Annotated in this window: 19 protein-coding genes; 9 read left to right on the top strand and 10 right to left on the bottom strand. The window is 64.8% G+C overall.

Features of this window, described 5'->3' with window-relative positions; translation table 11 throughout:
- Positions 1-105: 105 nt before the first annotated feature.
- The 8 genes from gcvP to G3574_RS17045 all read right to left on the bottom strand — a co-directional run bounded on the left by gcvP (position 106) and on the right by G3574_RS17045 (position 12,181).
- A complete protein-coding gene (gene gcvP, locus G3574_RS17080; RefSeq protein WP_205609829.1) occupies positions 106-2,982 on the bottom strand; it encodes an aminomethyl-transferring glycine dehydrogenase in 2,877 nt (958 codons plus the stop codon).
- 40 nt (positions 2,983-3,022) lie between these two features.
- The gene (gene gcvH / locus G3574_RS17075; RefSeq protein ID WP_163965722.1) at positions 3,023-3,403 is read right to left on the bottom strand and encodes a glycine cleavage system protein GcvH; all 381 of its coding nucleotides are present in this window, start codon (positions 3,401-3,403) and stop codon (positions 3,023-3,025) included.
- Positions 3,404-3,742: 339 nt separating this feature from the next.
- A complete protein-coding gene (locus tag G3574_RS17070; RefSeq protein ID WP_163965720.1) occupies positions 3,743-5,116 on the bottom strand; it encodes an HlyD family efflux transporter periplasmic adaptor subunit in 1,374 nt (457 codons plus the stop codon).
- 55 nt (positions 5,117-5,171) lie between these two features.
- Positions 5,172-7,676 (bottom strand): FHA domain-containing protein, encoded by a 2,505-nt coding sequence (locus tag G3574_RS17065; protein ID WP_205609828.1) that lies wholly within the window; start codon positions 7,674-7,676, stop codon positions 5,172-5,174.
- A 10-nt stretch (positions 7,677-7,686) separates the two neighbouring features.
- Positions 7,687-9,117, bottom strand: coding sequence for an efflux transporter outer membrane subunit (locus G3574_RS17060; RefSeq protein WP_163965927.1), 1,431 nt, complete (start codon positions 9,115-9,117; stop codon positions 7,687-7,689).
- 114 nt (positions 9,118-9,231) lie between these two features.
- A complete protein-coding gene (locus G3574_RS17055; protein ID WP_163965717.1) occupies positions 9,232-11,169 on the bottom strand; it encodes an HD domain-containing phosphohydrolase in 1,938 nt (645 codons plus the stop codon).
- Between the two features lie 132 nt (positions 11,170-11,301).
- Complete coding sequence (locus tag G3574_RS17050) at positions 11,302-11,718, bottom strand: DUF4399 domain-containing protein (RefSeq protein WP_163965714.1); 417 nt, start codon at positions 11,716-11,718, stop codon at positions 11,302-11,304.
- A gap of 55 nt (positions 11,719-11,773) precedes the next feature.
- Positions 11,774-12,181, bottom strand: a complete 408-nt coding sequence (locus tag G3574_RS17045) for a DUF4399 domain-containing protein (RefSeq protein WP_205609832.1) — start codon at positions 12,179-12,181, stop codon at positions 11,774-11,776.
- A gap of 286 nt (positions 12,182-12,467) precedes the next feature.
- Here G3574_RS17045 and G3574_RS17040 point away from each other — a divergent pair, with 286 nt between their 5' ends.
- Positions 12,468-14,303: an SUMF1/EgtB/PvdO family nonheme iron enzyme gene (locus tag G3574_RS17040; protein ID WP_163965710.1), complete on the top strand. Its 1,836-nt coding sequence runs from the start codon at positions 12,468-12,470 to the stop codon at positions 14,301-14,303.
- A gap of 43 nt (positions 14,304-14,346) precedes the next feature.
- Here G3574_RS17040 and G3574_RS17035 read toward each other — a convergent pair whose 3' ends face one another.
- On the bottom strand, positions 14,347-16,440 hold the full coding sequence (locus G3574_RS17035) for a serine/threonine-protein kinase (protein WP_163965695.1): 2,094 nt from the start codon (positions 16,438-16,440) through the stop codon (positions 14,347-14,349).
- A gap of 430 nt (positions 16,441-16,870) precedes the next feature.
- Here G3574_RS17035 and G3574_RS17030 point away from each other — a divergent pair, with 430 nt between their 5' ends.
- The 3 genes from G3574_RS17030 to G3574_RS17020 all read left to right on the top strand — a co-directional run bounded on the left by G3574_RS17030 (position 16,871) and on the right by G3574_RS17020 (position 17,782).
- Positions 16,871-17,158, top strand: a complete 288-nt coding sequence (locus G3574_RS17030) for a hypothetical protein (protein WP_163965680.1) — start codon at positions 16,871-16,873, stop codon at positions 17,156-17,158.
- A 39-nt stretch (positions 17,159-17,197) separates the two neighbouring features.
- Positions 17,198-17,464, top strand: a complete 267-nt coding sequence (locus G3574_RS17025) for a hypothetical protein (RefSeq protein WP_163965678.1) — start codon at positions 17,198-17,200, stop codon at positions 17,462-17,464.
- A gap of 117 nt (positions 17,465-17,581) precedes the next feature.
- Entirely contained in the window at positions 17,582-17,782 is a 201-nt protein-coding gene (locus tag G3574_RS17020; RefSeq protein WP_163965675.1) for a hypothetical protein, read from the top strand.
- 109 nt (positions 17,783-17,891) lie between these two features.
- Here G3574_RS17020 and G3574_RS17015 read toward each other — a convergent pair whose 3' ends face one another.
- Positions 17,892-18,035, bottom strand: coding sequence for a hypothetical protein (locus tag G3574_RS17015; protein ID WP_163965659.1), 144 nt, complete (start codon positions 18,033-18,035; stop codon positions 17,892-17,894).
- A gap of 592 nt (positions 18,036-18,627) precedes the next feature.
- On the opposite strand from G3574_RS17015, the gene G3574_RS17010 reads away from it, so the two are divergent.
- The 5 genes from G3574_RS17010 to G3574_RS16990 all read left to right on the top strand — a co-directional run bounded on the left by G3574_RS17010 (position 18,628) and on the right by G3574_RS16990 (position 23,840).
- A complete protein-coding gene (locus G3574_RS17010; protein ID WP_163965656.1) occupies positions 18,628-18,918 on the top strand; it encodes a hypothetical protein in 291 nt (96 codons plus the stop codon).
- 36 nt (positions 18,919-18,954) lie between these two features.
- Positions 18,955-19,227, top strand: a complete 273-nt coding sequence (locus tag G3574_RS17005; protein ID WP_163965652.1) for a hypothetical protein — start codon at positions 18,955-18,957, stop codon at positions 19,225-19,227.
- A 69-nt stretch (positions 19,228-19,296) separates the two neighbouring features.
- A complete protein-coding gene (locus tag G3574_RS17000) occupies positions 19,297-19,578 on the top strand; it encodes a hypothetical protein (RefSeq protein WP_163965649.1) in 282 nt (93 codons plus the stop codon).
- 38 nt (positions 19,579-19,616) lie between these two features.
- Positions 19,617-20,399 carry a PP2C family protein-serine/threonine phosphatase gene (locus tag G3574_RS16995; protein ID WP_163965647.1) on the top strand — a complete coding sequence of 261 codons (783 nt, stop codon included), beginning with the start codon at positions 19,617-19,619 and terminating at the stop codon, positions 20,397-20,399.
- Positions 20,400-20,900: 501 nt separating this feature from the next.
- Entirely contained in the window at positions 20,901-23,840 is a 2,940-nt protein-coding gene (locus G3574_RS16990; RefSeq protein WP_163965644.1) for a serine/threonine-protein kinase, read from the top strand.
- The last annotated feature ends 10 nt before the right edge of the window (positions 23,841-23,850 follow it).

The following is a 23,850-nucleotide window of genomic DNA, read 5'->3' as shown; positions in this document are numbered from 1 at the left end:
TGGGACACTGACTGGAAAACTGTCATGGAATCCCATTCCAGCGGCTCGAGGCGCATCGCAATGGGATCCCCGCCTGCGCGGGGATGACAGCCGGTGCGCTCCGTCTTATTCGTAGTCCGACATCGGTGGGCAGGAGCACACCACGTTGCGGTCGCCGTAGACGTTGTCGACGCGCCCGACCGGCGGCCAGTATTTCGCCTGCCTGAGCGATTTCACCGGGAACACCGCCTGCTCGCGCGAGTAGGAATGATTCCACTCGCCGGTGATGGCCATGGCAGTATGCGGCGCATGGCGCAGCGGGCTGTCCTCGGCCTTCAGCTCCCCGCGCTCGATGGCGCGGATCTCGTCGCGGATGGCGATCATGGCTTCGCAGAAGCGGTCGAGCTCTTCCTTCGATTCGCTTTCGGTCGGCTCGATCATCAGCGTGCCGGGCACCGGGAAGGACATGGTGGGTGCATGGAAACCGAAGTCCATCAGGCGCTTGGCCACGTCGTCCACCGTCACGCCGGTATCCTTCAAGGGACGCAGGTCGACGATGCATTCGTGGGCCACCAGGCCGCCCTCGCCCGCGTAGAGGATCGGGTAGTGATCCGCGAGGCGCTTGGCGACATAGTTGGCGTTGAGGATGGCCATCTCGCTCGCCTGCTTCAGGCCCTGGCGTCCCATCATGCGGATGTAGGTCCAGCTGATGGGGAGAATGCTGGCGCTGCCCCAGGGCGCGGCACAGACCGGCGCGGACTGCTTTTCCATCATGCGATGGCCGGGCAGGAAGGGCGCGAGGTGCGAGCGGACGCCGATCGGGCCGACGCCGGGACCGCCGCCGCCGTGCGGAATGCAGAAGGTCTTGTGCAGGTTGAGGTGCGACACGTCGCCGCCGAACTTGCCCGGCTGGCACAGGCCGACCATGGCGTTCATGTTGGCGCCGTCGATGTAGACCTGGCCGCCGTGGGAATGCACGATCTCGCAGATCTCGCCGACCGCTTCCTCGAACACGCCGTGCGTGGACGGATAGGTGATCATGATGGCGGCGAGGACCTTGGAATGCTTCTCCGCCTTGGCCCGCAGGTCGGCGACGTCGACGTTGCCGCTGTCGTCGCAGCCGACCACCACCACCTGCATGCCGGCCATGTGCGCGGTCGCCGGGTTGGTGCCGTGCGCGGAGCTGGGAATCAGGCAGATGTTGCGATGGCCTTCGCCTCGGCTGGCGTGGTAGCCGCGGATCGCCAGCAGGCCGGCGTATTCGCCCTGCGAGCCGGCGTTCGGCTGAAGCGACACGGCGTCATAGCCGGTACATGCCACCAGCATGTGTTCCAGTTCGACGATGAGCTGCTGGTAACCCTGGGCCTGGTCCAGCGGCGCGAAGGGATGGATGCCGCCGAATTCCTTCCAGGTGACCGGAATCATCTCGGTGGTCGCGTTCAGCTTCATGGTGCAGGAGCCGAGCGGGATCATGGTGCGATCGAGCGCGAGGTCCTTGTCGGACAGTTTGCGCAGGTAGCGCAGCATCTCGGTCTCGGAATGGTGGGTATTGAACACCGGGTGCGTCAGGTAGGCGCTGCGGCGTGCCAGTCCGGCAGGCAGGCGGTCGGCCGCCTCGGCTTCGACCGCCGCGAAGGACGGCGCCGCCTTGCCGGCGGCAAAGACGCCCCACAGGGCTTCGACCAGCGCCGGCGTCGTGGTTTCGTCCACCGAGATGCCGACATGGCTGGCATCGATCTCGCGCAGGTTGATGCCGATGGCGCGCGCGCCCTGGTGCACCTTGGCCGCGTCGGAAACGCGCACCACGAACGTATCGAAGAAGGAAGCGTTGCGGACTTCGCAATCGAGGCGGCGCAAGCCTTCGGCAAGCGCGGCGGCGACGCGGTGCACGCGCCGGGCGATGGTCTGCAGGCCTTGCGGACCATGATAGACGGCGTACATGGAGGCGATGTTCGCGAGCAGGACCTGCGCGGTGCAGACGTTGGAGGTCGCCTTCTCGCGGCGGATGTGCTGTTCGCGGGTTTGCAGCGCGAGGCGGTAAGCCTTGTCGCCGTGGCTGTCGATGGAGACGCCGACCACGCGGCCAGGCATGACGCGCTTGTTGGCATCGCGGGTGGCGAAGTAGGCAGCATGCGGCCCGCCGTAGCCGAGCGGCACGCCAAACCGCTGGGCCGATCCGATGGCGACGTCGGCGCCGAATTCGCCCGGCGGCGTCAGCAGGGTCAGGGCCAGCAGGTCGGCGGCGACCACCACCAGCGCGCCCTTGTCGTGCGCCCTGGCAACGATGTCCTTGTAGTCATGGATCTCGCCGTCGACGGTCGGATACTGCAGCAGGACGCCGAAGCAATCCAGGCCCTCGAGGTCGGTGCGGTGGTCGCCTACCACCACTTCCACGCCGATGGGCTCGGCGCGGGTGCGCACCACGTCGATGGTTTGCGGCAGGCAGTCCTTCGAAACGAAGAAGGCTTTGGCCTTGCTCTTGGCGACGCGCTGGCAGAAGGTCATGGCCTCGGCCGCGGCGGTGGCTTCATCGAGCAGGGATGCGTTGGCGATCTCCAGGCCGGTCAGGTCGGCGATCATGGTCTGGAAATTCAGCAGCGCTTCGAGGCGGCCCTGGGAGATTTCCGGTTGGTAAGGCGTGTACGCGGTGTACCACGCCGGATTCTCGAGCAGGTTGCGCAGGATGACCGGAGGCGTGTGGGTATCGTAGTAACCCATGCCGATGAGCGATTTGAACACCTTGTTGCGCGAGGCGATGCCGCGCAGTTCTTCCAGCACTTCCGCTTCGCTGCGGGGCGTGCCGAGGTCGAGAGGCTGCTCGCTCAGGATGGAAGCGGGGACCACCTTGCGGATGAAGGCGTCCATGGACTCGAATCCGAGCGCCGTGAGCATTTGTTTCTTTTCGGGTTCCGCCGGGCCGATGTGGCGTGCGATGAAATCCGCGTGCTGCTGCAAATCCTCGAAGGCAGCTCGTTGGTGAACCATGGTTTCCTCTCGATGCATACTTGAATACTGAAAGAACAGAAATAAGGCGGGTAAAGCGTCAGGCCAGGGTTGCCAAGTAGGCCTTGTAGCCGGCTTCATCCATGTAGCCGTCCAGGTCGCCGGGGCTGGCGGGCTTGAACTTGAAGAACCAGCCTGCGCCAAGGGCGTCTTCGTTGACCTTGCCCGGCTCGTCGCCCAGCGCGCCGTTCACCTCGGTGACCACGCCGGCGGCGGGCATCATGATTTCGCCGGCGGTCTTCACCGACTCGATCACGACGATTTCCTCGCCTTTCGAAAATTCCTTGCCGGAATCGGGCAGCTGAACGAAGACGATGTCGCCGAGATGGTCCTGGGCGTAATCGGTGATGCCGACGGTCACGGAACCGTCATCCTCGATGCGCAGCCACTCATGCTCCGGTGTGAAAACAGTCTTGCTCATGTGCCCTCTCCTTGAAATCGACAGTGAAATGATGGGTGCTGCAGGGAAAGTTCGCGCTGGCCGGCGTGTTTGCCGCCGTCTGCTGTGACAGTGTTCCGCTTCCAGAATTCTTGACTGCCAGCCAGATGCCGCGCGCCGCCGCAACGCGTTTCACGACGGCATTGCCTTCCCTCGCCTGCGCCAGATTGTAGTGGCTTCCAACTTGTGCATGTGCTCAAAGGAATGCCATATTTATTTTCAAAAAAAATACCTGCATGACGATTTGTTTATATTTATAAATCCGTCACACATTATTTTTAAAATTAAAAGCCCCGCATTTTTGGGAAATTCCGGGGAAATTCAGCCGCCGATCTGGCGGAAGGGATCGAGCGCAAGATCGATCAGCCGCCGCTCGCGCACCACGAGTTCGGCGGTGGCGGTCATGCCATAGCGCAGGGGATACTTGATGTCGCCGATCTGGTAGAAGTCCCGGCCGAGGCGCACCCGACCTTCGTAGACGGGCTGCTTGGTCTGGGCCGACGGCTTGGTGGCGGGGGAAATGTATTCCAGCGTTCCGTCAAGCAAGCCGTAGCGCTGGTATGGAAACGCGTTGAACTTCATCTTGGCCTGCAAGCCTTCGCGCAGGAAGGCGCGGTCGTTCTCGGGAATCTCGATCTTCAGGATGGGCCGCGCATTCTTGGGCGCGATGCCGCCCAGCGGCGTGTTCGCCTGGATCTTGTCGCCCGGCTGGGTGGAGGTAACGTCGGTGACGATGCCGTCCGCCGGGGCGACGATGAGCAAGAAATTGTCCTTGTCGATGTTTTCGAAGCGGATGCGCGCCGCGGCGTCCGCCACGAGGCGCGCGGTCTGCACCTGCAGGCGCAGCTTTTCCTCGGTGTTCGCGACGTCCTTGGCCGCCGCCTCGTATTGCAGCTGCAGCTTCGCCAGTTCCTGTCCGCTGGTTTCCAGTTGCGACCTGGCCTGGTTGAATTCCAGCCCCTGCTTCGCCGCCAGTTCGCTCAAACGCGCCTGCGCTACCCGCATTGCATTCTCCGCGGCCTGCAGGGCATTGCGCTTGCTGTCGACCTGCAGCTGGGAAACGCCGCCACCACCCGGCAAGGCGAACAGGCGCGCGAACTTGTCCGCCTCTTCCCGCGCCGCATCCCTCGCCCGCCGCGCATCCTCAATGTTCGTGCGCGCCTCTTCGAGCTGGGCCCGCTGGCTGTCGCTGATCTTGCTGGTTCCCTCCGCCAGCCTTTTCTCGTGCTGGCGCTCCTCGGTTTCCATCTGCTGCTTGAGGGCCGCCGCCTTGCGTTCCATCAGCACCTTCTTCTGCGGGAACTCGCGCCATTCGCGTTCCGCCTCTTCCAGCTTCAGCTGTGCCTGCAATGCGTTCGTTGCCGCCTCGATGGCGCCGCGCGCGTTCAGGCGCGCCAGCACGTCACCCTTCTGCACCGGCTGCCCTTCGGCGATGTAGAGGCTGGCCAGTTCCCCGTCCACCGGCGCATACACGCGCCTTACCTCGGATTCCGGCTGCAGGCTGCCCTGCCCGCTGACGATCACGTCGGCATGGCCGAAGAACGACCAGAGCAGGCCCGCCAGCACCAGTCCCAGCATGGTGTACACCGACCAGGCCATGATCCTGCGCGGTTCGGAAGAAAGGATGCTGATGCCCTCCGCGCTGTGGTCTTCCAGCGCCTCGGTCAGCGGCTTGAGTCGGTCTTCCCTCATCATGATGGCTGCCCCTCGATCTCGGTCCGGCGCGGATGGGCCGGCATGTGACGTCCGCTCAGCGGCCCTCTTCCTGCACGCCCAGCAGGGCCAGCTTTTCCTTCAGCACCCTCGCTTCCAGCAAGGTCCTGGCTTCCTGCAGGGAACGGCGCTGGCTGCCGAGCTCGGCGGCAATCTCTTCCTGCAGCGCGGTGATCCTCGCGGGCGCGTCGCCTTGCAGGCGGACATACATGGCAATGCTGGCCTGCGCGGCGGCATGGGCCTCGGACAGCAGCCTGGCCTGGTTGCGGAACGGCGCCGACACCTGCGACTCCAGCCGCAGCGGGCCTTCGATCGGACCGGCGTTCTTGTACCTGTTCCAGCCCTCTTCCGCCTTGCCTGCCAGGTCCTGGGCGCGGGCGAGCGCCTTGTCGCGGTAAGGCGCGAAGTCGGCGCTCGTCGACTGCACGAACCAGGCATCTTCATCGCGGTCGAGCATGCCGTAGAAGTCCAGCAGGCGGTCGCCATAGGCCTTGTCGTTGCGGCTCTTCTGCAGCCGGTCGAATTGCGCCAGGATGTCCTTCTTGCGCTCGATCCGCGCCGCCACCGCCTGCCCCCACGGGCCGGCGGTGCTGCCCTGCAAGGCCGCCAGCGCCGGCTGGAAGTCGCCCTTGCGCCAGGCTTGCATCGCTTCGCGGTAGGCGCGCACCAAGTCGGGCGGCGGCAACTGCCCGTCGGCCTGCGCCGCCTGCGCGCGCGCCTGGAATTCCGGCGTGGCGAAGCCGGCTTTCGCCATCAGCGCGAGCACCGCGTCGTCATGCCTGGCGCCCCGCTCCGCCTGCAGCGCCTTGTATTGCCGCAGATCGCGCCGCACCGGGTCCATGCCCAGCCGCGGGTACTTGTCCGCATATTCCTTGATCACCCCATCGATGGCCTCGGGCCGGTTGCGTTCCAGCTCGCCGGCGATGGCCGCCTTGAGACGGGCGATCGCCGGCAGGTACACCGCGTCCTCGCTTTGCAGGCGGCGCAGGTGGCTCATGGCCAGGGCATAGGCGTCGCGGAACTCGGGAACCTGGCTGGCAACCGCATCGAGCTTGCGCTGGTGCGCCTGCGGATCGTCGTCCCAGCGCTTGAGAATCGACTGGATCCGGTCCGCGTCGCCATCCATGCGGATGGGTGCGTCAGGCCCGCCGCGCTGCGCCAGCAGCCTTTCCATGTCGCCCATCCACGCCAGCCTCTCGGTCAGCGGCTGCAGGTCCGGGTTCTTCGCGCCTTGCTTGTTCATGTGGTCGAGCAGGCCGGCGGCGCCATCGAAATCCTTCGCCCCGATCTTCTGCACCCAGCCGGGAACGTTCGCCTTGAGGGTCGCCTCGGTCGCCAGCGCACGCATCTGCGCGCTCGCCTGCCTGCCTTCCAGGTTGTCGTTCGCCAGGATGGCCGCCTGCTCCGACTTGCCCTGGGCCAGCAGATCCTTGACGTCCCCTTCGGAGGCGCCACGGAAAAATACGAAGCCGCCTAGCGCGAGCCCGACCAGCAGCACCGCGAGCCCCCAGTGTTTCAAGTGATGCTTGGGCGGGCCTTCCTTGCCGAAGAATGCCTGCCTGAGCTCGCCGAGGAAGACCGCATTTCGGCTCCTGGGCGGGCCGGCCTCGGCAGGCTCGCCGGCGGCTTCCGTCTCGGCCGCATGCTCGGCATTGATTTCATCCTCCTGCTTCGGCGCGCGGTCGACGCAAAAGATGTCGAGGAAGGAACCGGCGGCCGCCACGAAGGTGGTCTTGTCGATGTCCCCCGGCGCCACGCCGGCGCGCCGGGCGCCGGCGCTGAACTTGGTGACGGTCGGGTCGATCTCGCCCTGTACCTTCTGCACGCTTACCTTGTAGACGAAGTGATGTCCGCCGAACGCCAGCACGTCGTCGTCCTGCAGCATGACCGCATGCTCGTCGAGACGCTTGCCATTGACGAAGGTGCCGTTGGTGCTTCCCAGGTCTTCGACGAAAGCCTGGCCGCCCTTGAGGAAGATGTGCGCATGGCGGCGCGAGATATAGTTGACCTGGTGCGGGTAATCGTCGCGGTAGCGGGCGAAGGTCGGGTCCGCCTTGCTGACGAGGAAGGGAAACTGGCTGATCACCACCGGCTGCAGGCCGAGGTCGGAGTGTTCCGGCGCCAGCGTCAGGCTGTGCAGCCTGGCCACCTGCAAGGTCGTCTGCGACCGCCGGCCGAGCTGCACCTTGTAGCACAGCACGCCGCCAAAGCAGATGTCGTCGCCGTTCTTCAGGCGCACCGTTTTCTGCCGTACGTCCAGGCCATTGACCGTCGTGCCGTTCTTGCTGCCGAGGTCCGCGAGATAGACGGCGCCCTGCTCGCAGAAGATGCGCGCGTGGCGGCGCGACAGGTCGGCCACCACGTCCTGTGGATAGGACTCGAAAGGATGCTCGGTGCGCCCGATCGGGAACAGGTTTTCGTCGATGCAGATGTCGTTCAGCTCGGGATGCGAGACCGGCTTGAGCAGGATGTCGAACTCCTGGGCCACGGTCGGCGGCATCTCGGCATAAGCGTTGCTGGACGCGTTAGTCGATCCCGGCATGCACTTCCTCTCAATTGCTGGCGTTGCTGACGGCGATCGGCGGCCAGCCGCCGCCGAGCGCCTTGTACAGGGTGACGGTATCCGTCAGGATCTGCTGGTGGTTCGCAAGCATGGCCTGCTGCGCCGACAGCAGCGAACGCTGGGTCTCGAACAGTTCGAGCTGGGAGACCACGCCTTCCTTGAGCTGCGCTTCGACCTGGCTGGACACGACGTTCAGGTGCTCGATCTGCTGCTGCAGCTCGGTGCGCTGCTTCTTGTGCGCGTCGAGGTTGACCAATGCGTTTTCCACTTCCTCGAACGCGGTGATGACGGTCTTGCGGTATTGCTCCTCGGCCACCTTGGTCTGCGCCTCGCTGGTCTTCACGCGCGCCTTCACCGAAGGATCGAGGATAGGGATGTTGATGCTCGGCAGCAGGCCGAACGTGAAGGAACGCAGCAGGTCTGTCAACGCGAAACTCGACGTGCCGCCCCTTCCCGTCAGGCTGATGGATGGCAGTTGCGCCAGCTTCGCCTGGCCGACGAGATCATAGGATTCCAGCACGCGGTATTCCGCCGCCACGATGTCGGGTCGGCGCTTGATCATTTCGGAGGGAATGCCGGCCGGCACCGCGGGCAGCTGCACCCTTTCTTGCAGCCGCCCCGGCGGCACCCTGAATTCACCGGCCGGCACGCCCAGCAGGGTTGCCAGGGCGTTGCCAGCGAGATCGCGCGCACGCCGCAGCTCGAGCAGGTCGTTGGTCAGCCGGTTGATCTCGGCGCGCTGCTGCAGCACCCGCGTGTTCGGCAGCACGCCCGCCTTGAGCATCTGCTCGAAGGTGCCAAGGATGGTCTTGTTCTTGTCGAGGCTGCGCTGCTGCTGGTCGATCTGCTCGTCGAACTGCAGGATCTGGAAATACGTGGTGGAAACGTCCGACACGAGGGAAAGGTAGCCGGCGCGCCAGTCGGCTTCCGAGGCCTGGTACTCGGCCTTCTGTGCCTGCACGCCTTTCTCTACCTTGCCCCAGACATCCACTTCCCAGTTGACCTGGCCGCCCACGTTGAACTGCTTGGTGGATTTCTGGCCCGTGGTCTTTTCCAGGCTGGCCCCGGCCCCGATGTCGGCCGTCGGCAGCGCGCCTGCCCGCGCCTCGCCGACCTGGGCGGATGCCACCTGCGTGCGCGCGGCCAGCACGCGCACGTCGAAATTATTGTTCACCGCCCTCTCCACGAGCTGGTCGAGATAGGGATCGCGGAAACCTTTCCACCAGTCGGGCGCGATCGTTTCCGCCGGCGACACCGGCGCCGTCTTGCCCGCCCAGCTTGTCTTTACCGGCGAGTCGGGCCGCTGGTAGTCCTTCATGCTGACGTCGGCGCAGCCCCACAGCAGCATGGCACAGACGCCGAGCGAAACCGGACCGGCCACGCCGGACCGGGTCGTCCGGCGGGTGGTCCCGGTTGCCATCCGGATCAGGGTCTTGCCGCTCGAGGCCGCCCCGGCGGGCTCGCCGGCGCCATGGGATTGCAACGCGTTCATGTGCTGTCATCCTTTGCTGTCATGGTTCACCTCGCCGCCCGCTCAGGACGGCAGCCATACCTGCGCATCCACGAAGGCGCGGAACAGCCGCGGGTCGAGGTGGCCCGCCTTGCATTCCCGCGCCATCAGGTCCAGGGCCTTGTCCACCGGCACCGCCTTCTTGTAGGGCCGGTCGCCGGCGGTGAGCGCGTCGTAGATGTCGCAGATCGTCAGAATCCGCGTCTGGATGCTGATCTGTTCGCCGCGCAGGCCCATCGGGTACCCGGAGCCATCCAGCTTCTCGTGATGGCCATGGGCAATCGCGGGCACGGCCGACAAGTCGCGGGTCCAGGGAATGAGGATCAGGAAGGAATACGAATCCGCGACGTGCGATTCGATTTCCCGGCGCTCTTCCAGCGTGAGCGATCCCTTCGGCAGGTTCAGGGCGGAAAACTCAGACTGTTGCAGCAGCGGGTGGTGGCTATCCTCCGATTCCGGGAAGGCGTAGTCGAGTACCGCCTGCAGCCCCGCCCCGCTTTCGGTGTGCGACACGCTGGGCTCGTTGGCCAGGCAGATCGCCTCGTGGAATCGCGCCAGGCGTTCCTTCTCTTCCGCCAGCCCGATCTCGACCTTCTCCTTTGCTTCGCGGAAGGCGGAGATGCTCAGGTCATGGCGGGCATGCAACTCAACCAGCCGCCTGTAAGCTTCCCGTTCCAGGCAGGCCTGCGCGAAACGGAAACGTTCATCCAGCAGGCGCATCTCGTGCGGATGCAGCTTCTTTTCCTTGCACAAGACGTTTTCCCGCACGCCGACCTTGCCGAAGTCGTGCAGCAGCGCGGCATACCGGATCTCGCGAAGCTGGTCGAGGCTGAAGGCGACCTCGCGCAATTCCTTGCCGGTGTCGCGATCGACCGCCACCGCCAGGCGCTCGGCGAAGTCGGCGACGCGGAAGGAATGACCGGCCGTCGCCGGATCGCGTTCCTCGATGGCCTGCACAGAAGCGCGCACGAAGCCGTCGAGCAGGCGCTCGATGTCCGAGTAAAGTTGGAAGTTCTTCAGCGCCACCGCCGTCTCGGCGCACACGCCGGTCAGGATTTCCAGGTCCTGTTCCTTGAAGGCATACGGGTCCGAGGAGGTGTCGACCTGGATCAGTCCAAGGCATTGTCCCTCCAGCAGCAGCGGCACGCACATCACGCTCCGGATCGCCTGCGAGATGATGGAATGCTGGCTGCCGAAATAGCGGTCCGACAAGGTGTCGACCGACAGCACCGACTGCTTCTTGTTCAGGACCTCGTTGATGATCGTGCTCGACATCGTCACGCGCGACGGATCCATTTCCGAACCGTCGCGGCGGCGCGCGGCGACCGGCACGGGACGCTCTTCCTCGCCGTTGCGCAGCAGGATGAAGGCGCGCTCCGCGAGCGGGAACAGCTCGAAGATGAAATTCATGATCTTTTCGATCAGCGTCTCGCTGTTGGTAACCGCGCCCAGCGCGATGCTTACCTGGGCCATGGCGTGCAGTTTCTGCACCACGTGCTGGATGTCGGCCGGGCCGGTGGCGGGAAGCGGTTCGATCATGCGCGTGAGCTGGGTTGCATCGACCACCTTGGTGATGATCGTTGCCATGTTGTCCTGGGCCGGCGCGACCATGGAATGGAAGACGATCTGCGCGTTCGAGATGTTCAGCTCATCGCCTTCCTGCAGCGCCCGCCAGGCGCCGGGCTTCAGGCGCTCGCCGTCGACGTAGGTGCCATTGAAGGAATGCAGGTCCTCCACATAATAGGCGTCGCCCCGGCGGAGGATGCGCGCGTGCCGGCGGCTGACGGTATGTTCGGGAATGCAGAAGAAGTGATCCGGGTCGAGGGAATCCTGCGGGTCACGTCCGATCACGACCTCATCCTGCAAGGGAAAGATCGCCGGCACCGACTCGGATGCGCCCAGCACTTCGAGATACGCTGGCGCGCCGCGCGGTCCGTCGGGCAATCCTGTTTGCCGTCTCATGTCGCTGCCCTTCGTTCGCTGGATGCGTCGCCGCGCGGCGGGATTCCCGCGCGGCATGGCGCCATATTGCTTCGACTCATGGCGGGGTGCGCGGTTCCGGTTCCCGGGCGAGAGCGCCAGCAGGCCGATCGTTCACTTCACCGTGATCGTGATCTTCTTCGACACCACCGGCGGATTGTGCGGCACGTGCTTGTCGTCGCCCATGATCAGCTGCAGCGTGTGCTTGCCGGGCGGGAGATCGAGCATGGTCTCGGTTTCTCCCGCGCCGAAGTGCAGGTGGTTCCGGTCCGACGGAATGACCTGGTCCATCGGCGGTACCGGCGTATCGATCAGCAGGTGGTGATGGCCAGTGTTCGGAAACTTGACATCCTTGGGCGAGACGCCCATGTTGCGCAGTCCGAACCAGACCCGGAATGGATGCTTCGTGATGACCGCGCCATCCTGCGGCCAGCCTATATATAGATAGGCGTTCGGCGGCGCCGGCGTGTCTCCGGCGAAGGCAAGGGAAGAGAACAGGAAGAGCGCTGCTGCCGCGGCAAGTTTCGACATGGCGTGTTCCTCATCAAGGGCAAGGTTCGGCTTGTTGGCCGGGTGGGCGCGCGGTTCATCGGACCGTCACGGTGATCTTCTTCGAATGGATCGGCGGATCGTGCGGGACATGGTCCTGGTCTCCGAGCAGCAACTGCAGCGTGTGCTTGCCGGGGGGCAGTTCGACGCGCGCCTCGGTCTCGCCCGCGCCAAAGTGGAGATGGTTGCGGTCGGAAGGAATGGGCTGACCGGCGGGAGGCAGTTCCGAATCGACGATCAGGTGATGGTGCCCCGTGCCAGGCCTGTTCACGCCCTTCGGCGCCACGCCCATGTTGCGCAGTCCCATCCGTACCCAGAACTTGCCGCCGTTGATGACCTCGCCGTCGCGCGGCCAGATGAAGTAGACCTGGGCATCCTTCGGCGAAGGCGTGACCTCGGCAGCCCAGGCTGCTGCCTGCGGCGCCAGCAACAGGACTGCGAACATCAGGGCAACGAGAGGCGCGGCAAGGCGCTGTGCGCTTGTCATGATAGCCATCCTTTCAGCAAGGTGCGCGGCTTGTCCGCGCATGCAGGCGGCATGCGCCGCGCCGGGTGTGTCGTAATCGGTTGCCCGCCTTCAGTCGCAGACTCAGATTACGCCAGATATGATGGTTTATCTCATCGACGCGCCGCTGCTTTGAACTTAATCAGAGAGACGCCCAGATTTATGCGCGACATTGCAAGCAAAGGTCACGCCGAAATCCGATACGCAGTCCGACATCGATCACTCCATGCGCAAACGGCTCTTTACCCTGCTTCGTCATGCGTCCGCCGCCTTGCTCTTCTGTCTGTGCGGCATGCAGGCCGCGCTGGCATCCGTGCCGGTGGCCCTAGTCATCGGCAATGCGGATGACCGTTTCCGCCCGATCCCCCAGGCAAGGCATGATGCGCGCGACATGGCGGCGGCGCTCGAAGCGCTCGGCTACGACGTGCTGCGCGCGGAAGACCTCGACCGGCAAGGCATGCACGCCGCCATCCAGGTGTTCTTTACCCGCCTCGGCGCCGGCGCAGATGGCTTGGTGTATTTTGCCGGGCACGCGGCGATGCGCGGCGGCGACATCATGCTTTCGCCGGTCGGCGCCCAACCCGAGGTCTCGGTGTCCGCGCTGCTGGCGAAGATGGAAGGCCATCGCCGCATCGTGGTTCTCGACACCTGCCTGACCCCGGCCGACGGCGACACCGCGCTCGCGATCCCGCTGCCGGCGGACACGTTGCTCGCCCTCGCGGCCCAACCCGGCCACGGCGCGGGAGACGCCGGCCGCAATGGCATCTTCACCGCCCGGCTGCTCGCGGAATTGCGCGCGCCCGGCCGTCCCGTTGGCGAATTGCTGGCCAGCACCGCAGCGGCCGTGACCGCGCTGACGCAAGGCCGGCAGCGCCCCTGGGCCGCATCCACCCTGCCGGCAAGCATGTCCTTGCTACCCGATGGCTCCCGCATGGCGCTCCGGACCGGCGCGGAGGCCGCCTCCGGGCCCGAGACCGTGCTGGCATACGACACGCGCGGCGTGCTGCCGAAGGACACCAATGAACAATACGAACTGACGTTCTGGGACTCGATCAAGGACAGCAACCACGCCGACGACTACGAAGCCTACCTGCAGGCCTACCCCAAGGGCCGCTTCGCGGCGCTGGCGAAGGCGCGCATCGAGCGCTTGCGCGCCGAAGGAAAGGGCGCGAAGGAAGCTTCGAAGCCGGCGGCGGAAACGCCCAAGCCCGCACCCAAGGCAGCGGAGACGCCCAAGCCTGCGCCTAAGGCGGCGGAAACGCCACGCGCCGCGCCGCCTGCCGCGCCCCCCGTGCAAGCGACGCCGTCCGCACCGGCAGCCGAGCAGCCCGCGCCGCGGCGCAACGCCAGCGCGGAGATCAAGGATTGCCCGACCTGCCCCGACTTGATCAGCCTGCCCGCCGGCAGCTTCACCATGGGAAGCAACACCGGAGATCCGACCGAAAAGCCGGAGCACCGCGTGACTCTCGCGAGCGGCTTTGCAATCGGCAAATATGAAGTCACGCTGGAGCAATGGAATGCCTGCGTGGACACAGGCGGCTGTACGAAGGTGAACATCGATGCCAGCAAGAAGAACGTTCCCGTCAGGGACGTCAGCTGGGACGATGCCCAGCAATACGTGAAATGGCTCACCAAGATCACCGGCAAGTCCTACCGGCTGCCGACCGAAGCGGAATGGGAATACGCGGCGCGCGGCGGCACCTCCACCCGCTTCTGGTGGGGCGAACAGATGCGCAAGGGCACCGCCAACTGCAAGGACTGCGGCCCGCCCTGGCAGCAGGACGCGCCCGCGCCCGTAGGCTCGTTTGCGCCCAACCCCTTCGGCTTGCATGACGTCAACGGCAGCGTCTGGGAATGGGTCAGCGACTGCTGGCATACGTCATTCAAGGGCGCACCTGCCGATGGCAAGTCCTGGGAAGACCCCGCCTGCCGCGTGCGCGTGATCCGCGGCGGCTCATGGCGTGAAGACGCCAGCTACATGCCCTCCTCGACGCGCTTCAAGTATGACGCGAACGTGCGCCATACACAGAATGGTTTCCGCGTGGTCCGCGAACTCAAGTAAATTCGGATAATGATGAGCTTGAAGGCGCATGGTGCGCCGGGTTTCAGCGCGCCGCCTTGGTGGTGATCTGCACGAAGTCCGTCACGACCTTGTCCTGTCCATGCTTGGACGCAACCTGCTTGAGCTGCCGCTCCAGGGCGCGCAGGTAATCCTTCCGTGACTCGCTGGCGGGGCGCAAGCCGTCGAACAGCGGCTCGGGGGACATGATCAGCACCACCATTTCCTTGCCGAAGGGCTTGGATACCACCCAGTTGCCCATGCCGCCGATGGTGGCGCTGTAATTCGGCGGCGTCTGGTGCGCCCGCGCGCGGACGTTCGGCAGCAGGTGCGCCACGCTGCCATCCAGCACGAAGTAATCCACGTAGGCATAGGCATCGAAGCCCGGCGTGGTGATTTCCATCACGAGCGGTTCGCCTTCGACCAGTTCGCCGTTCGCCGCCCTCGTGCGGATGCTGACCGGACTGTTGGCGCGCGACTTGGCCCAGTAAGGCGCCAGCACGGCCAGCGTGTCGCACTTGTCATCCGCGACCGGCTGAGTGTCGATGATGACGTTGCGGGCGCCGGGCAGGCGCGACAACATGTCTTTCAGCCGCGCGGCGCCCGTCTGGGCGGACAGGTAGCCTTGCACCTTGACCGTGTCGCCGTCCACCGACGGCAGAAGCGCCGAACAGCTGACGGTGTTGAGGACGCCGGCAACCGAGGCCATGGTCAGCGCCGGAGCGACTGGCGCGGGTGCAGGCGCGACGGGCGCGGGTGCCTGCGCTTGCGCCGGCGGGGCCGGCTCTTCGCCAGACGAGCCTTCGCTGCGCAGTCCGCGGTCGGGCCTGCCCATCAGGTTGACAGCCACCACGACGGCGAGGCTGGCGACGGCAAGCGCGCCAAGCCCGGCCGCGACCAGCATGACGGGCTTGCGATCTCCGCGCAGGTCGGACAGGAAACGCTGGATGGTCGGCGTGCGGGCGTTCCTGTCGAATGCCAGGCCGCATTTCAGCGCGCGCCACTGGTTGGCGCCGAGATTCTTCGGCCTGGCCGGCTTGAGTCCGGAGTTGCGCGCCTGCGAGGCGGTCGCGCGATCGAAGGGATGGCGCCCGGTCAGCAGTTCATAAGTAATGCAAGCCAGCGCATAGATGTCGTCTCGCGGATCGGGCTCGCGGTGCTCCAGCATCTCCGGGCTGGCATAGGCCGGCGTGAGGCCGCCGAGGCTGCCCGGATCGAACACGGTTGCCTCGACGTCATCCTCCGGCTTGCGGAAGACGCGGGCAATGCCAAAGTCGATGACCTTCACGTCGCCGGAATCCGTCAGCACCACGTTGGCGGGCTTGAAGTCGCAATGCACGAAGCCGCGCTCGTGCGCGTACGCCAGCGCCCGCCCCATGCCTTCGACGATCGGCAACGCCTTGCTCAAGGGCAGCCCTCCGAAACCGGGTGCGCGCAACACCTGGCTGAGCGGCTTGCCGGACAGGTATTCCATGGTCAGGAAGACCGTGGACCCGTCGCGGTCGAAATCATAGACGGTCACGATGTTGGGATGCGCCAGCGCCTGCGCCTTCTTGGCTTCGCGCTGCAAGGTGATGAGCGACTTGGGATGGCCGCGGAACTGCAGGTTCAGCACCTTGATGGCGATGTAAGGCTTACGGTCGGAGGCTTCCAGCTTGCGCAGGTCGAGCGCCTTGTATACCGTTCCCATGCCGCCGAAGCCGATGCATTCTTCGAGCACGAAGCGGCCGTTAAGGGTATCGCCGATTCCTTTCTGGCTATCCTGGCCTGCCGGCAATTCCATCGTCATCGACGGCGGATTGGTCGGCAGGGTCCGGCGGGAAATGTCGCGCGCGCCGTCCTGGGAACCGGTGGGATCGCGTTGCGGATTGACCTGCATGCGGGTGGCTTCCGCATCGCCGCGCTCGAAGGGAGGCCGCGGCGCCTGGCCTTGTTCACGCTGGTGCACGCGCTTGCGCAGCTCGGCATACACCTCCGGCGGCAGCATGATGCGGGTATGGTCGTCGCTCAGGAGCTCTTCGAGCTGGCGCGCCGACTCGGTGTTGTCGCTGGCCAGAACCCGGTCGACGTGCGCAAGCAATTCATATTCGGACAGGTCGCCCGACTGAAACGAATGGATTGCGTGCGAAAGACTAGCCATGATCATCGCCCCGATGTTAGGCATGCAGACACAGTGACGCCACCTAATGTAGCGCATTCCATGCTTCATGGTTAAGACAAACGTGCCTCGCCTAAATTCAAATCATGGCAATTTCCCGGAGGCCAGCATTGCGTGCCCGCGGCTTGTCCTGTCCGCTTCGCCTCCGCGGCAACGACATGTTGGAAGGCAGCCGACACCGCGCGCGCAAGCTGTTGGCCGCCGCCATGCAAAAGGGCCTTGCCGCAAGCCGCCAGCGAAGCCGACGAGATGGGCGCATCTCCGGTTTTCCGCTTTGGATTCAAGGACTTGCGCGGAAACTTGTGCCACCTTCGCCGCGCTGGCACGCCGCCTGCTATATCTGCTTCAAGCACGAAGCAGATTTCAGGACACGACAAACCGGCAAGCAAGCCCAACCTTCAGGAGAATCGACATGAACACCCTCGCCATCAACGACCTCGTCATTTCCGCAGACCTCGACCGTAAGGCAATGACTTCCGTGCGCGGCGGCAGCCGCGGCTACCCCGGCCACACCCCGTCCATGGGTCCTTCGTTCAGCGCCACGTCCAGCACGTTCAACTTCGGCGCGATGCAGGGCCTGGGTCAGTCCCAGAACACCGCCGTCAACAACGGCAACAATGCGGCCTTCGTTTGCGGCATCACGTCCGACGTGCATCCCACGCAGGACGGCAGCAACAACATCAGCATTGGCGCCTATTGATGGCGCAACGACTACAAGCGGAAATCATCGGAGAACAACATGTCCAAACTCATGATCAATGATCTCGCCAAGGATGGCGAACTCGATGCCAAGGCAATGAAGAGCGTGCGCGGCGGCTATAACTCCTGGCTCTCGGGACTCGGCCCGCTCGCCAACGTCAATGTCGGCGTGAACCAGAACATTACGCAACTTCAGAACGTCCAAGTGAACGCGTTGAATAATGTGGGTGTGATCGGCGCGGGATTCGGGCCGCTGAAGCTGGATGTCAGCCCATCCCAGTGGGCGAATGCCAACGTGGCGCTGTGACAAGCGTGACCTAACATGCCCGCGTTGCGAGGGAGGCCTGTGTGCCTCCCTGCGGGCGTTTCCGGCGCCGGGCCCGATGGGAAACCGGCTGTGCAAGTATCGAATGAGGAGATTGCGATGCCTAAGATCGTCATCAAGGATCTGACGGAAAACGTCGAACTGGACCACAAGGCCATGACGGCCATTACCGGCGGTGCCCGCACCGGCGGCAGGATGCCTTATGAAGCCCTGACGGCATCCCGCCAGAACCGCCTGCTGGATTACCCGCCAGGCGTCCAGCGACGCCCTCTCGGCGAACGCCGCTCCGAATCGAAGTAGAAGGCGGCGGCATCAAATCAACCGGCCCGGGCTGAGCGCCCGGCCGGCATGCCGCGTTTCCGCAACCTGCCCGCATCGATCCTGCCTGACTTAATCAGGCCCGGTTCGATCAGGCGTAGAAGTAAGACAGCACCGCGATGCCGCCCGTGAGGATGGCCGCGCCATAGGTGCCCATCGTCGAACGGCGATAGAAGTCGCCGGTCGCGGCAATCTGATCACGCTCCCGCGGATCGATGCCGTCGGCATTCGCCATGCGGCGCATCCAGGCCTGGCACAGCGCCGACGTGGTCCCACCCAAGGTGCAAAGAAAACAAAGTGCGATAAAGACAGCCATGATGTTGAAGTTCGGAAAGGAACGATGACATCATACGCTGACGTCTTTCCGTGAATAAAGTTCTCCGAATCACTTCGTCGCATGCAAACAACTGCTACATACGGTTGCACTTTTGTCGTTGCGTCACGCCTTCCTTCTCCACCTTAAAAAACAGTCATTCAGGCTCGCCAACGCGGAGACAATCGCTTCTTCCAAGGCATCGTTCGTCCGCGCTCCGGTCACGGGAATGACCAGGTTCATGGCAATGTCGGCGCCATTGCGACAGCGGCCTCCCGGTGTTGGCCGTCAGCCGCCATCCTGCGCGGGCCGCCCGGCGCGCACGAACCAGCCACGCTACGCAGGCAATCCCGCACTTTCATTCAAATTCAATGGCTTAGGCATTTCACTCCTCGTCTGCGCCATGCTGGCACGCTCCTCGCAATAGAAGCCCCGAGCGCGACGCCAACGAGCAACGCGCAACGTTCAACCACCTGGCAGCAAACGAAACACTCACCCGACCAAGGAGAATGACATGCAAGCACTGAACATCAAGGATCTGTCCGCCACCACCGAACTCGATGCCAAGGCCATGTCGGCAGTCCGCGGCGGCATGGGCTACTCATCCGGCCTGACGCCGTTCGCCATGCCGTCCTTCGGCTCGCTCTCTCTGAGCGCAAGCGAGTTCAACGTCGGCGCGGTGCAATCGCTGGGCCAGTCGCAGAACACGCTCGTCAACAACGGCAACAACGCCGCCTTCGTCTCGGGCATCACCTCCTGCGTGAATCCGACCCAGAACGGCAGCAACAACATCCACATCGGCTGAGGCGCCGGGCAAGCATCGAATTAAAGGAGAACTGCAATGTCGAACCTCGTGATCAACGACCTCGCCGCAAGCCGCGATCTCGACGGCAAGGCCATGATGGACGTGCGCGGCGGTGCCGATGCGGATGCCCTGCTGAAGCAATTCGGTCCCGTCGCGAATGTCAACGTCGGCGTGAACCAAAACATTACGCAACTGCAGAACGTCGCTGTAAATGCATTGAATAATGTAGGAGTGATCGGCGCGGGATTCGTCCCGCCTAACCTGGCGGTGAACCCGTCGCAATGGGCGAACGCCAATGTCGCACTGTAAGTCCGGGGGGCAATGACCGGCAACGATTGCCTGCATTGCCTTTTCCGGGCCAAGCTGAGGAGACACATCATGGCTCATCTGGTCATCAAGGACCTTCGTAACGATCGCGAGCTGGACCGTGGCGAGATGTCCTTCGTCCGCGGCGGCGGCGCCCCGTGGGTGTACGGCTGGATAAAGCCCTACAGCGACGCGCCCGCCTTCGGCCCCGTGGTCAATTTCTACCAAGTCAACAACTACGCCGACCAGATGATCAACCAGATCCAGGTCGTCGAGGTCAACAATTCGGCAGCCAACTCGAACATCAACGTTGCCGTCGACGGCAACGCCGGCAACGACAAGCACATTGGTTGATCCCGGCGTCTCGCCCGGGCAATGCGGAGGCTGCGGCAATGAACACCACCCAGGCTGGATGGACCTGTTCCGCGAAGAGCCATGTCGGCATGGTCCGGCAAATCAACGAGGATTCCTGCCTGTCGCTCCCGGCCCACGGCCTGTGGGCGGTGGCGGATGGCATGGGCGGACATACGCTGGGCGACTTTGCCAGCAAGACCGTCATTGACGCCCTGTCGGCGCTTGTCGACGATTCCCCAGCCGCGTTCGATTCGCTGGAAACGCTGGTGGCCGCGGTGCGCGACGCCTTGCAGGCAGCCAACCGCCGCCTGCGCGCCGAAGCGGCCGAGCGCCATGCGCACATCATCGGCAGCACGGCGGTCGTCCTGCTCATCCGGGGCGAGCGCTGCGCCTGCGTCTGGGCCGGAGACAGCCGTTTATACGTCCTGCGCAATGGCGAACTGGCGCAGGTCACGCGCGACCACAGCCAGGTCGAGGAATTGCGCATGGCCGGCAGCCTGAGCGATGAAGAAGCGCTGCTGCATCCTGCCCGCAACCTCATTACCCGAGCGGTCGGCGCGGCTGACCTGCTCGAACTCGACGAACTGAGCATGCCCGTCGTCGAGGGCGACGCGTTTCTCTTGTGCAGCGACGGACTAAGCAACGAAGTCAGCCCGCAGCAGATGACCGCCGCGCTTGCGGCGGACGATTGCGCGCGTGCCACCGATACCTTGATCGAACTGGCGCTGCGCAATGGTGGACGCGATAACGTCACGGTCGTCGTGGTGCGTGACGACGACCGCTTCACCATTGAAAAGACTGTGCTGAATCCGGCACTTTGACCGCTAAAACTCGGCTAGGACAGACGCAGGTCAACACCCTGTCGAATTGCGCGCGGATCATGGTAGCGGAGCCCGGCAATTCTCTTTCACGCCTGCGCCAAGGCTTTCTCCCCGCCAAGGAAGATTCACCATGTCAACAGACCTTCGTCTCCGTTCCGCACGGCCCGTGGCGCGGTGCGCGCCGGCCGGCAACGACACGGCTGTTGGCAGCGCGCCGGCAGGTCCCGGCCGGATGGTGCCGGGGTGTCGGCGCCACGCCAACGCTGCCGGCCGGCACGATCCGCCTGAGCGCGTCCGTTGCGCCCTTCCTGCCGAAAAAAGCGTCGGCGGAGCCTTCGCGGCGCGTTCATGGAGGCCCGAGACCCCGCTTGCGGCGCCGGAAGGCAATGACGGGCCGGCTGGCACCAAAGGTGCTAGGACGAAGCCGGGGACGGCATGCGGAAGCGCGTTGCCGCCGCAAACGGAGCATCCAGCAAACGTATCACCAAGCGAGCAAGCCAAATGATGAGCGACGACAGCGACAAAACCATGGTACGCACCCGGCGGATGCCTTTCCGTGCCGGGGCGCAGGAAAGCGCGGAGCATGGCGTCAACGTCCTGCCCGTTGGCACCCATCTCGGTGAATTCGAGATTCTCGACCTCATCGGAGAAGGCGGATTCGGCATCGTCTACCTGGCATACGATCATTCCCTGGAACGGCATGTCGCCCTCAAGGAGTACATGCCCGCCGGGCTGGCGAGCCGCACCACCAAGATGGCGGTCACGGTCCGCTCCGAACATAACGCAGCCACCTTCACGGCGGGGCTGCGCAGCTTCATCAACGAAGCCAAGATGCTGGCGCAGTTCGATTCCCCGGCGCTGGTGAAGGTGCACCGCTTCTGGGAAGGCAATGGCACGGCCTACATGGTCATGCCCTACTACGAGGGCGTGACACTGAAGCAGGCGCTCAAGGAGCATCGCGTCACGCCGACGGAAAGCTGGATCCGCCTGCTGCTGGCCGACCTGTTCGATGCCATCGAGACCATCCACAACTCACAATGCCTGCACCGCGACATCGCGCCGGACAACATCCTGCTGCTCAAGGACGGGCGGCCGGTGCTGCTCGACTTCGGCGCCGCCCGGCGGGTGATCGGCGACCTGACGCAATGCCTCACCGTCATCCTCAAGCCGGGCTTCGCGCCCATCGAACAGTATGCGGACATCGCCGGCTTGCGCCAGGGGACATGGACCGATATCTATGCGCTGGCCGCGGTAACCTATTACGTCATTACCGGCAAGGCGCCGCCGCCTGCGGTGGCGCGCATGGTGCATGATGAAATGGTGCCTGCCCGCGAAGCCGGAAAGGGGCGCTACAGCAGCAGCCTGCTCGGCGTGCTCGACAAGGCTCTGGCTGTGAAGCCGGAGCAGCGTTACCGCAGCATCGCGGAACTGCGCAAGGCGCTCGACATCATGGGCACCGTGCCGCGCACCCTGCCTCGCTCGTCCACCCGCTGGACCGGCAACGAACTGCCGACCACCCGCGTCGCCGAACCCAAGCCGGTGCCCAGGCAGGAGCCGCGCCTAGACGCGCCGCGCCCCGGCATGACGATTCCGCAGACGCCCGCCGCGCAGCATGACCCGCTTCCGCAGCGAGGCCAGCAACGGCCCGACGACATGACCATGTTCCAGACCAGGCGCCCCGAAGCGCCGGTGTCGATGGCGTTCGGCGGCGATCACATGCCGCCGAACGCCGGCCCTATCCATGCGCATCAAGACCGCAGCCGGGCTAAAACCTGGGGCCTGCTTTCCCTGCTGCTTGCGGCGGGACTGGGCGCCGGAGTCTACCTCGGGACGCAGGTGCCATGGAAGGATCGCGGCAACGCTGGCGGCGGCAACGATTCGATGAGCGGCAGCAGTGGTAGTGGCAGTAGCGCCGCCCAGGAATCCGGCGTGCCGTCGATGCCGAAACAGGCGGGCTCCAGCGCCGCCGGCGGTCCGGACGACGAACACCCGCAGTCCGCGAGCATCAAGCCGGACCAGGCGCGTGCCACGCCGCCGAACCCTCCTTCGGCCGATGCTGCGGCGCGCAGCCTGCGTTCCCTGCCGTCTTCCGTGCCCGGTACGCCGTCGGCAAGCACGCCTACCGCGCGCCGGTCCCCGGATGAGGAATCGTGGCAGAACGCCATCGCGCTCGATACGCCCGCAGCCTATGAGAACTACCTGAAGCGCTTCCCGAAGGGCCTGTATGCGCTGGCCGCCCGGCAACGACTGGAAGCAAGGCAGGCCAAGGCGGTGAAAGAGCAGGAACCGCCCAAGGCGCTGGCTAACAGGGAAAAAGACAAGCAGGATAGGCAGGAAAAACAGGAGAAGCAGGACCGGCAGTCAGCGTCCGCACGCAAGGAAGCCGCGGCTACGCCTTCGCCGGAGGAAGACGCCTGGAATCTGGCGAACAACCTCCAGCAGGCGCCTGCCTACGAAGCTTATCTTTCCCGCTATCCGAAAGGACGCTATGCCGCGCTGGCGCGTGACAAGCTGACCCTCTTCAAGCAGCCGCCAGTGCATTCGCCATCCCGCGCCGCGGCAGACGAGGCGACTCGCACGCCGTCGGCTGCGGCACCATCCCCAACCAACGGTCCGCTGGCATCGGCGGGATCGTCCGGAACGCCCGCTGCCTCAAGCAAGTCGGTTAGCTCGGGCACGTCGGGAACATCGGGCGCTTCGCCATCCTCGGGCGGTACAAGCGGAACAAGTTCAGCAAGCGCAGCAAGCGGAACCGCGGCGCCGCCCGCCTCTGCCGCACAGCATACCGTGACCGCCAGCGCTGCCGCGTCCTCGCAAGCCCCCGCGGCACACACGGCGCCGCAAGGCCATGCGCCGCGCAAGGCCGTCGAAGAACCGCTGCCCAAGGCGGCTGATTCCCTTGCTGGCAGGAAGCCCATCTTCATCGAGGACCAGATCCTGACCGGCGACTTCAGCGTCGACCAGAAGACCGGCATCGTCTCCGGCACCGGACGGATCGTCTGGAGCAACGGCAACCAGTTCGATGGCACGCTGGTGCGCGGAATGAAGGAAGGACGCGGCAACTTCCGCTGGGCGAGCGGCCAGCGCTACGTCGGCGAATGGTCGCACGACCTGCCCAATGGGCGCGGCACGCTCTTCTTCGCGAACGGCAACCGCTATGACGGCGAAGTCAGGGACGGCGTGCCGGATGGACGCGGCACGGCGAAGTTCAAGAACGGCGACGCCTATGCGGGCGCCTGGGCGCGCGGCAAGAGCAACGGCTTCGGGCGCTACACTTGGGCCGACGGCAGTTTCTGGGAAGGCGAATTCCGCGACGACAAACGCACCGAGAACGGCAAGATGGTGTTCGCGGACAAGGAAAAGAAAGCCGAAGCCACTGCCGACGCAGGCAATGCCTTGCCGCAGGAGAAAACGATCAGCGATGCCGCTTCCGGCCGCTGATGCAGGCGCG

Origin of the sequence: Noviherbaspirillum galbum (assembly GCF_010974945.1) — a bacterium.
Classification (GTDB): Bacteria; Pseudomonadota; Gammaproteobacteria; order Burkholderiales; family Burkholderiaceae_D; genus Noviherbaspirillum; species Noviherbaspirillum galbum.
Note: the sequence above shows the minus strand (reverse complement) of the source record. Positions and strands in the feature narration are given on the sequence as shown.

What these genes read in the sequence shown, in the direction of transcription:
- gcvP (WP_205609829.1), bottom strand. Translation starts at nt 2,982, where the DNA reads ATGCATCGAGAGGAAACCATGGTTCACCAACGAGCTGCCTTCGAGGAT.
- gcvH (WP_163965722.1), bottom strand. Translation starts at nt 3,403, where the DNA reads ATGAGCAAGACTGTTTTCACACCGGAGCATGAGTGGCTGCGCATCGAG.
- G3574_RS17070 (WP_163965720.1), bottom strand. Translation starts at nt 5,116, where the DNA reads ATGATGAGGGAAGACCGACTCAAGCCGCTGACCGAGGCGCTGGAAGAC.
- G3574_RS17065 (WP_205609828.1), bottom strand. Translation starts at nt 7,676, where the DNA reads ATGCCGGGATCGACTAACGCGTCCAGCAACGCTTATGCCGAGATGCCG.
- G3574_RS17060 (WP_163965927.1), bottom strand. Translation starts at nt 9,117, where the DNA reads ATGGCAACCGGGACCACCCGCCGGACGACCCGGTCCGGCGTGGCCGGT.
- G3574_RS17055 (WP_163965717.1), bottom strand. Translation starts at nt 11,169, where the DNA reads ATGAGACGGCAAACAGGATTGCCCGACGGACCGCGCGGCGCGCCAGCG.
- G3574_RS17050 (WP_163965714.1), bottom strand. Translation starts at nt 11,718, where the DNA reads ATGTCGAAACTTGCCGCGGCAGCAGCGCTCTTCCTGTTCTCTTCCCTT.
- G3574_RS17045 (WP_205609832.1), bottom strand. Translation starts at nt 12,181, where the DNA reads ATGTTCGCAGTCCTGTTGCTGGCGCCGCAGGCAGCAGCCTGGGCTGCC.
- G3574_RS17040 (WP_163965710.1), top strand. Translation starts at nt 12,468, where the DNA reads ATGCGCAAACGGCTCTTTACCCTGCTTCGTCATGCGTCCGCCGCCTTG.
- G3574_RS17035 (WP_163965695.1), bottom strand. Translation starts at nt 16,440, where the DNA reads ATGGCTAGTCTTTCGCACGCAATCCATTCGTTTCAGTCGGGCGACCTG.
- G3574_RS17030 (WP_163965680.1), top strand. Translation starts at nt 16,871, where the DNA reads ATGAACACCCTCGCCATCAACGACCTCGTCATTTCCGCAGACCTCGAC.
- G3574_RS17025 (WP_163965678.1), top strand. Translation starts at nt 17,198, where the DNA reads ATGTCCAAACTCATGATCAATGATCTCGCCAAGGATGGCGAACTCGAT.
- G3574_RS17020 (WP_163965675.1), top strand. Translation starts at nt 17,582, where the DNA reads ATGCCTAAGATCGTCATCAAGGATCTGACGGAAAACGTCGAACTGGAC.
- G3574_RS17015 (WP_163965659.1), bottom strand. Translation starts at nt 18,035, where the DNA reads ATGGCGAATGCCGACGGCATCGATCCGCGGGAGCGTGATCAGATTGCC.
- G3574_RS17010 (WP_163965656.1), top strand. Translation starts at nt 18,628, where the DNA reads ATGCAAGCACTGAACATCAAGGATCTGTCCGCCACCACCGAACTCGAT.
- G3574_RS17005 (WP_163965652.1), top strand. Translation starts at nt 18,955, where the DNA reads ATGTCGAACCTCGTGATCAACGACCTCGCCGCAAGCCGCGATCTCGAC.
- G3574_RS17000 (WP_163965649.1), top strand. Translation starts at nt 19,297, where the DNA reads ATGGCTCATCTGGTCATCAAGGACCTTCGTAACGATCGCGAGCTGGAC.
- G3574_RS16995 (WP_163965647.1), top strand. Translation starts at nt 19,617, where the DNA reads ATGAACACCACCCAGGCTGGATGGACCTGTTCCGCGAAGAGCCATGTC.
- G3574_RS16990 (WP_163965644.1), top strand. Translation starts at nt 20,901, where the DNA reads ATGATGAGCGACGACAGCGACAAAACCATGGTACGCACCCGGCGGATG.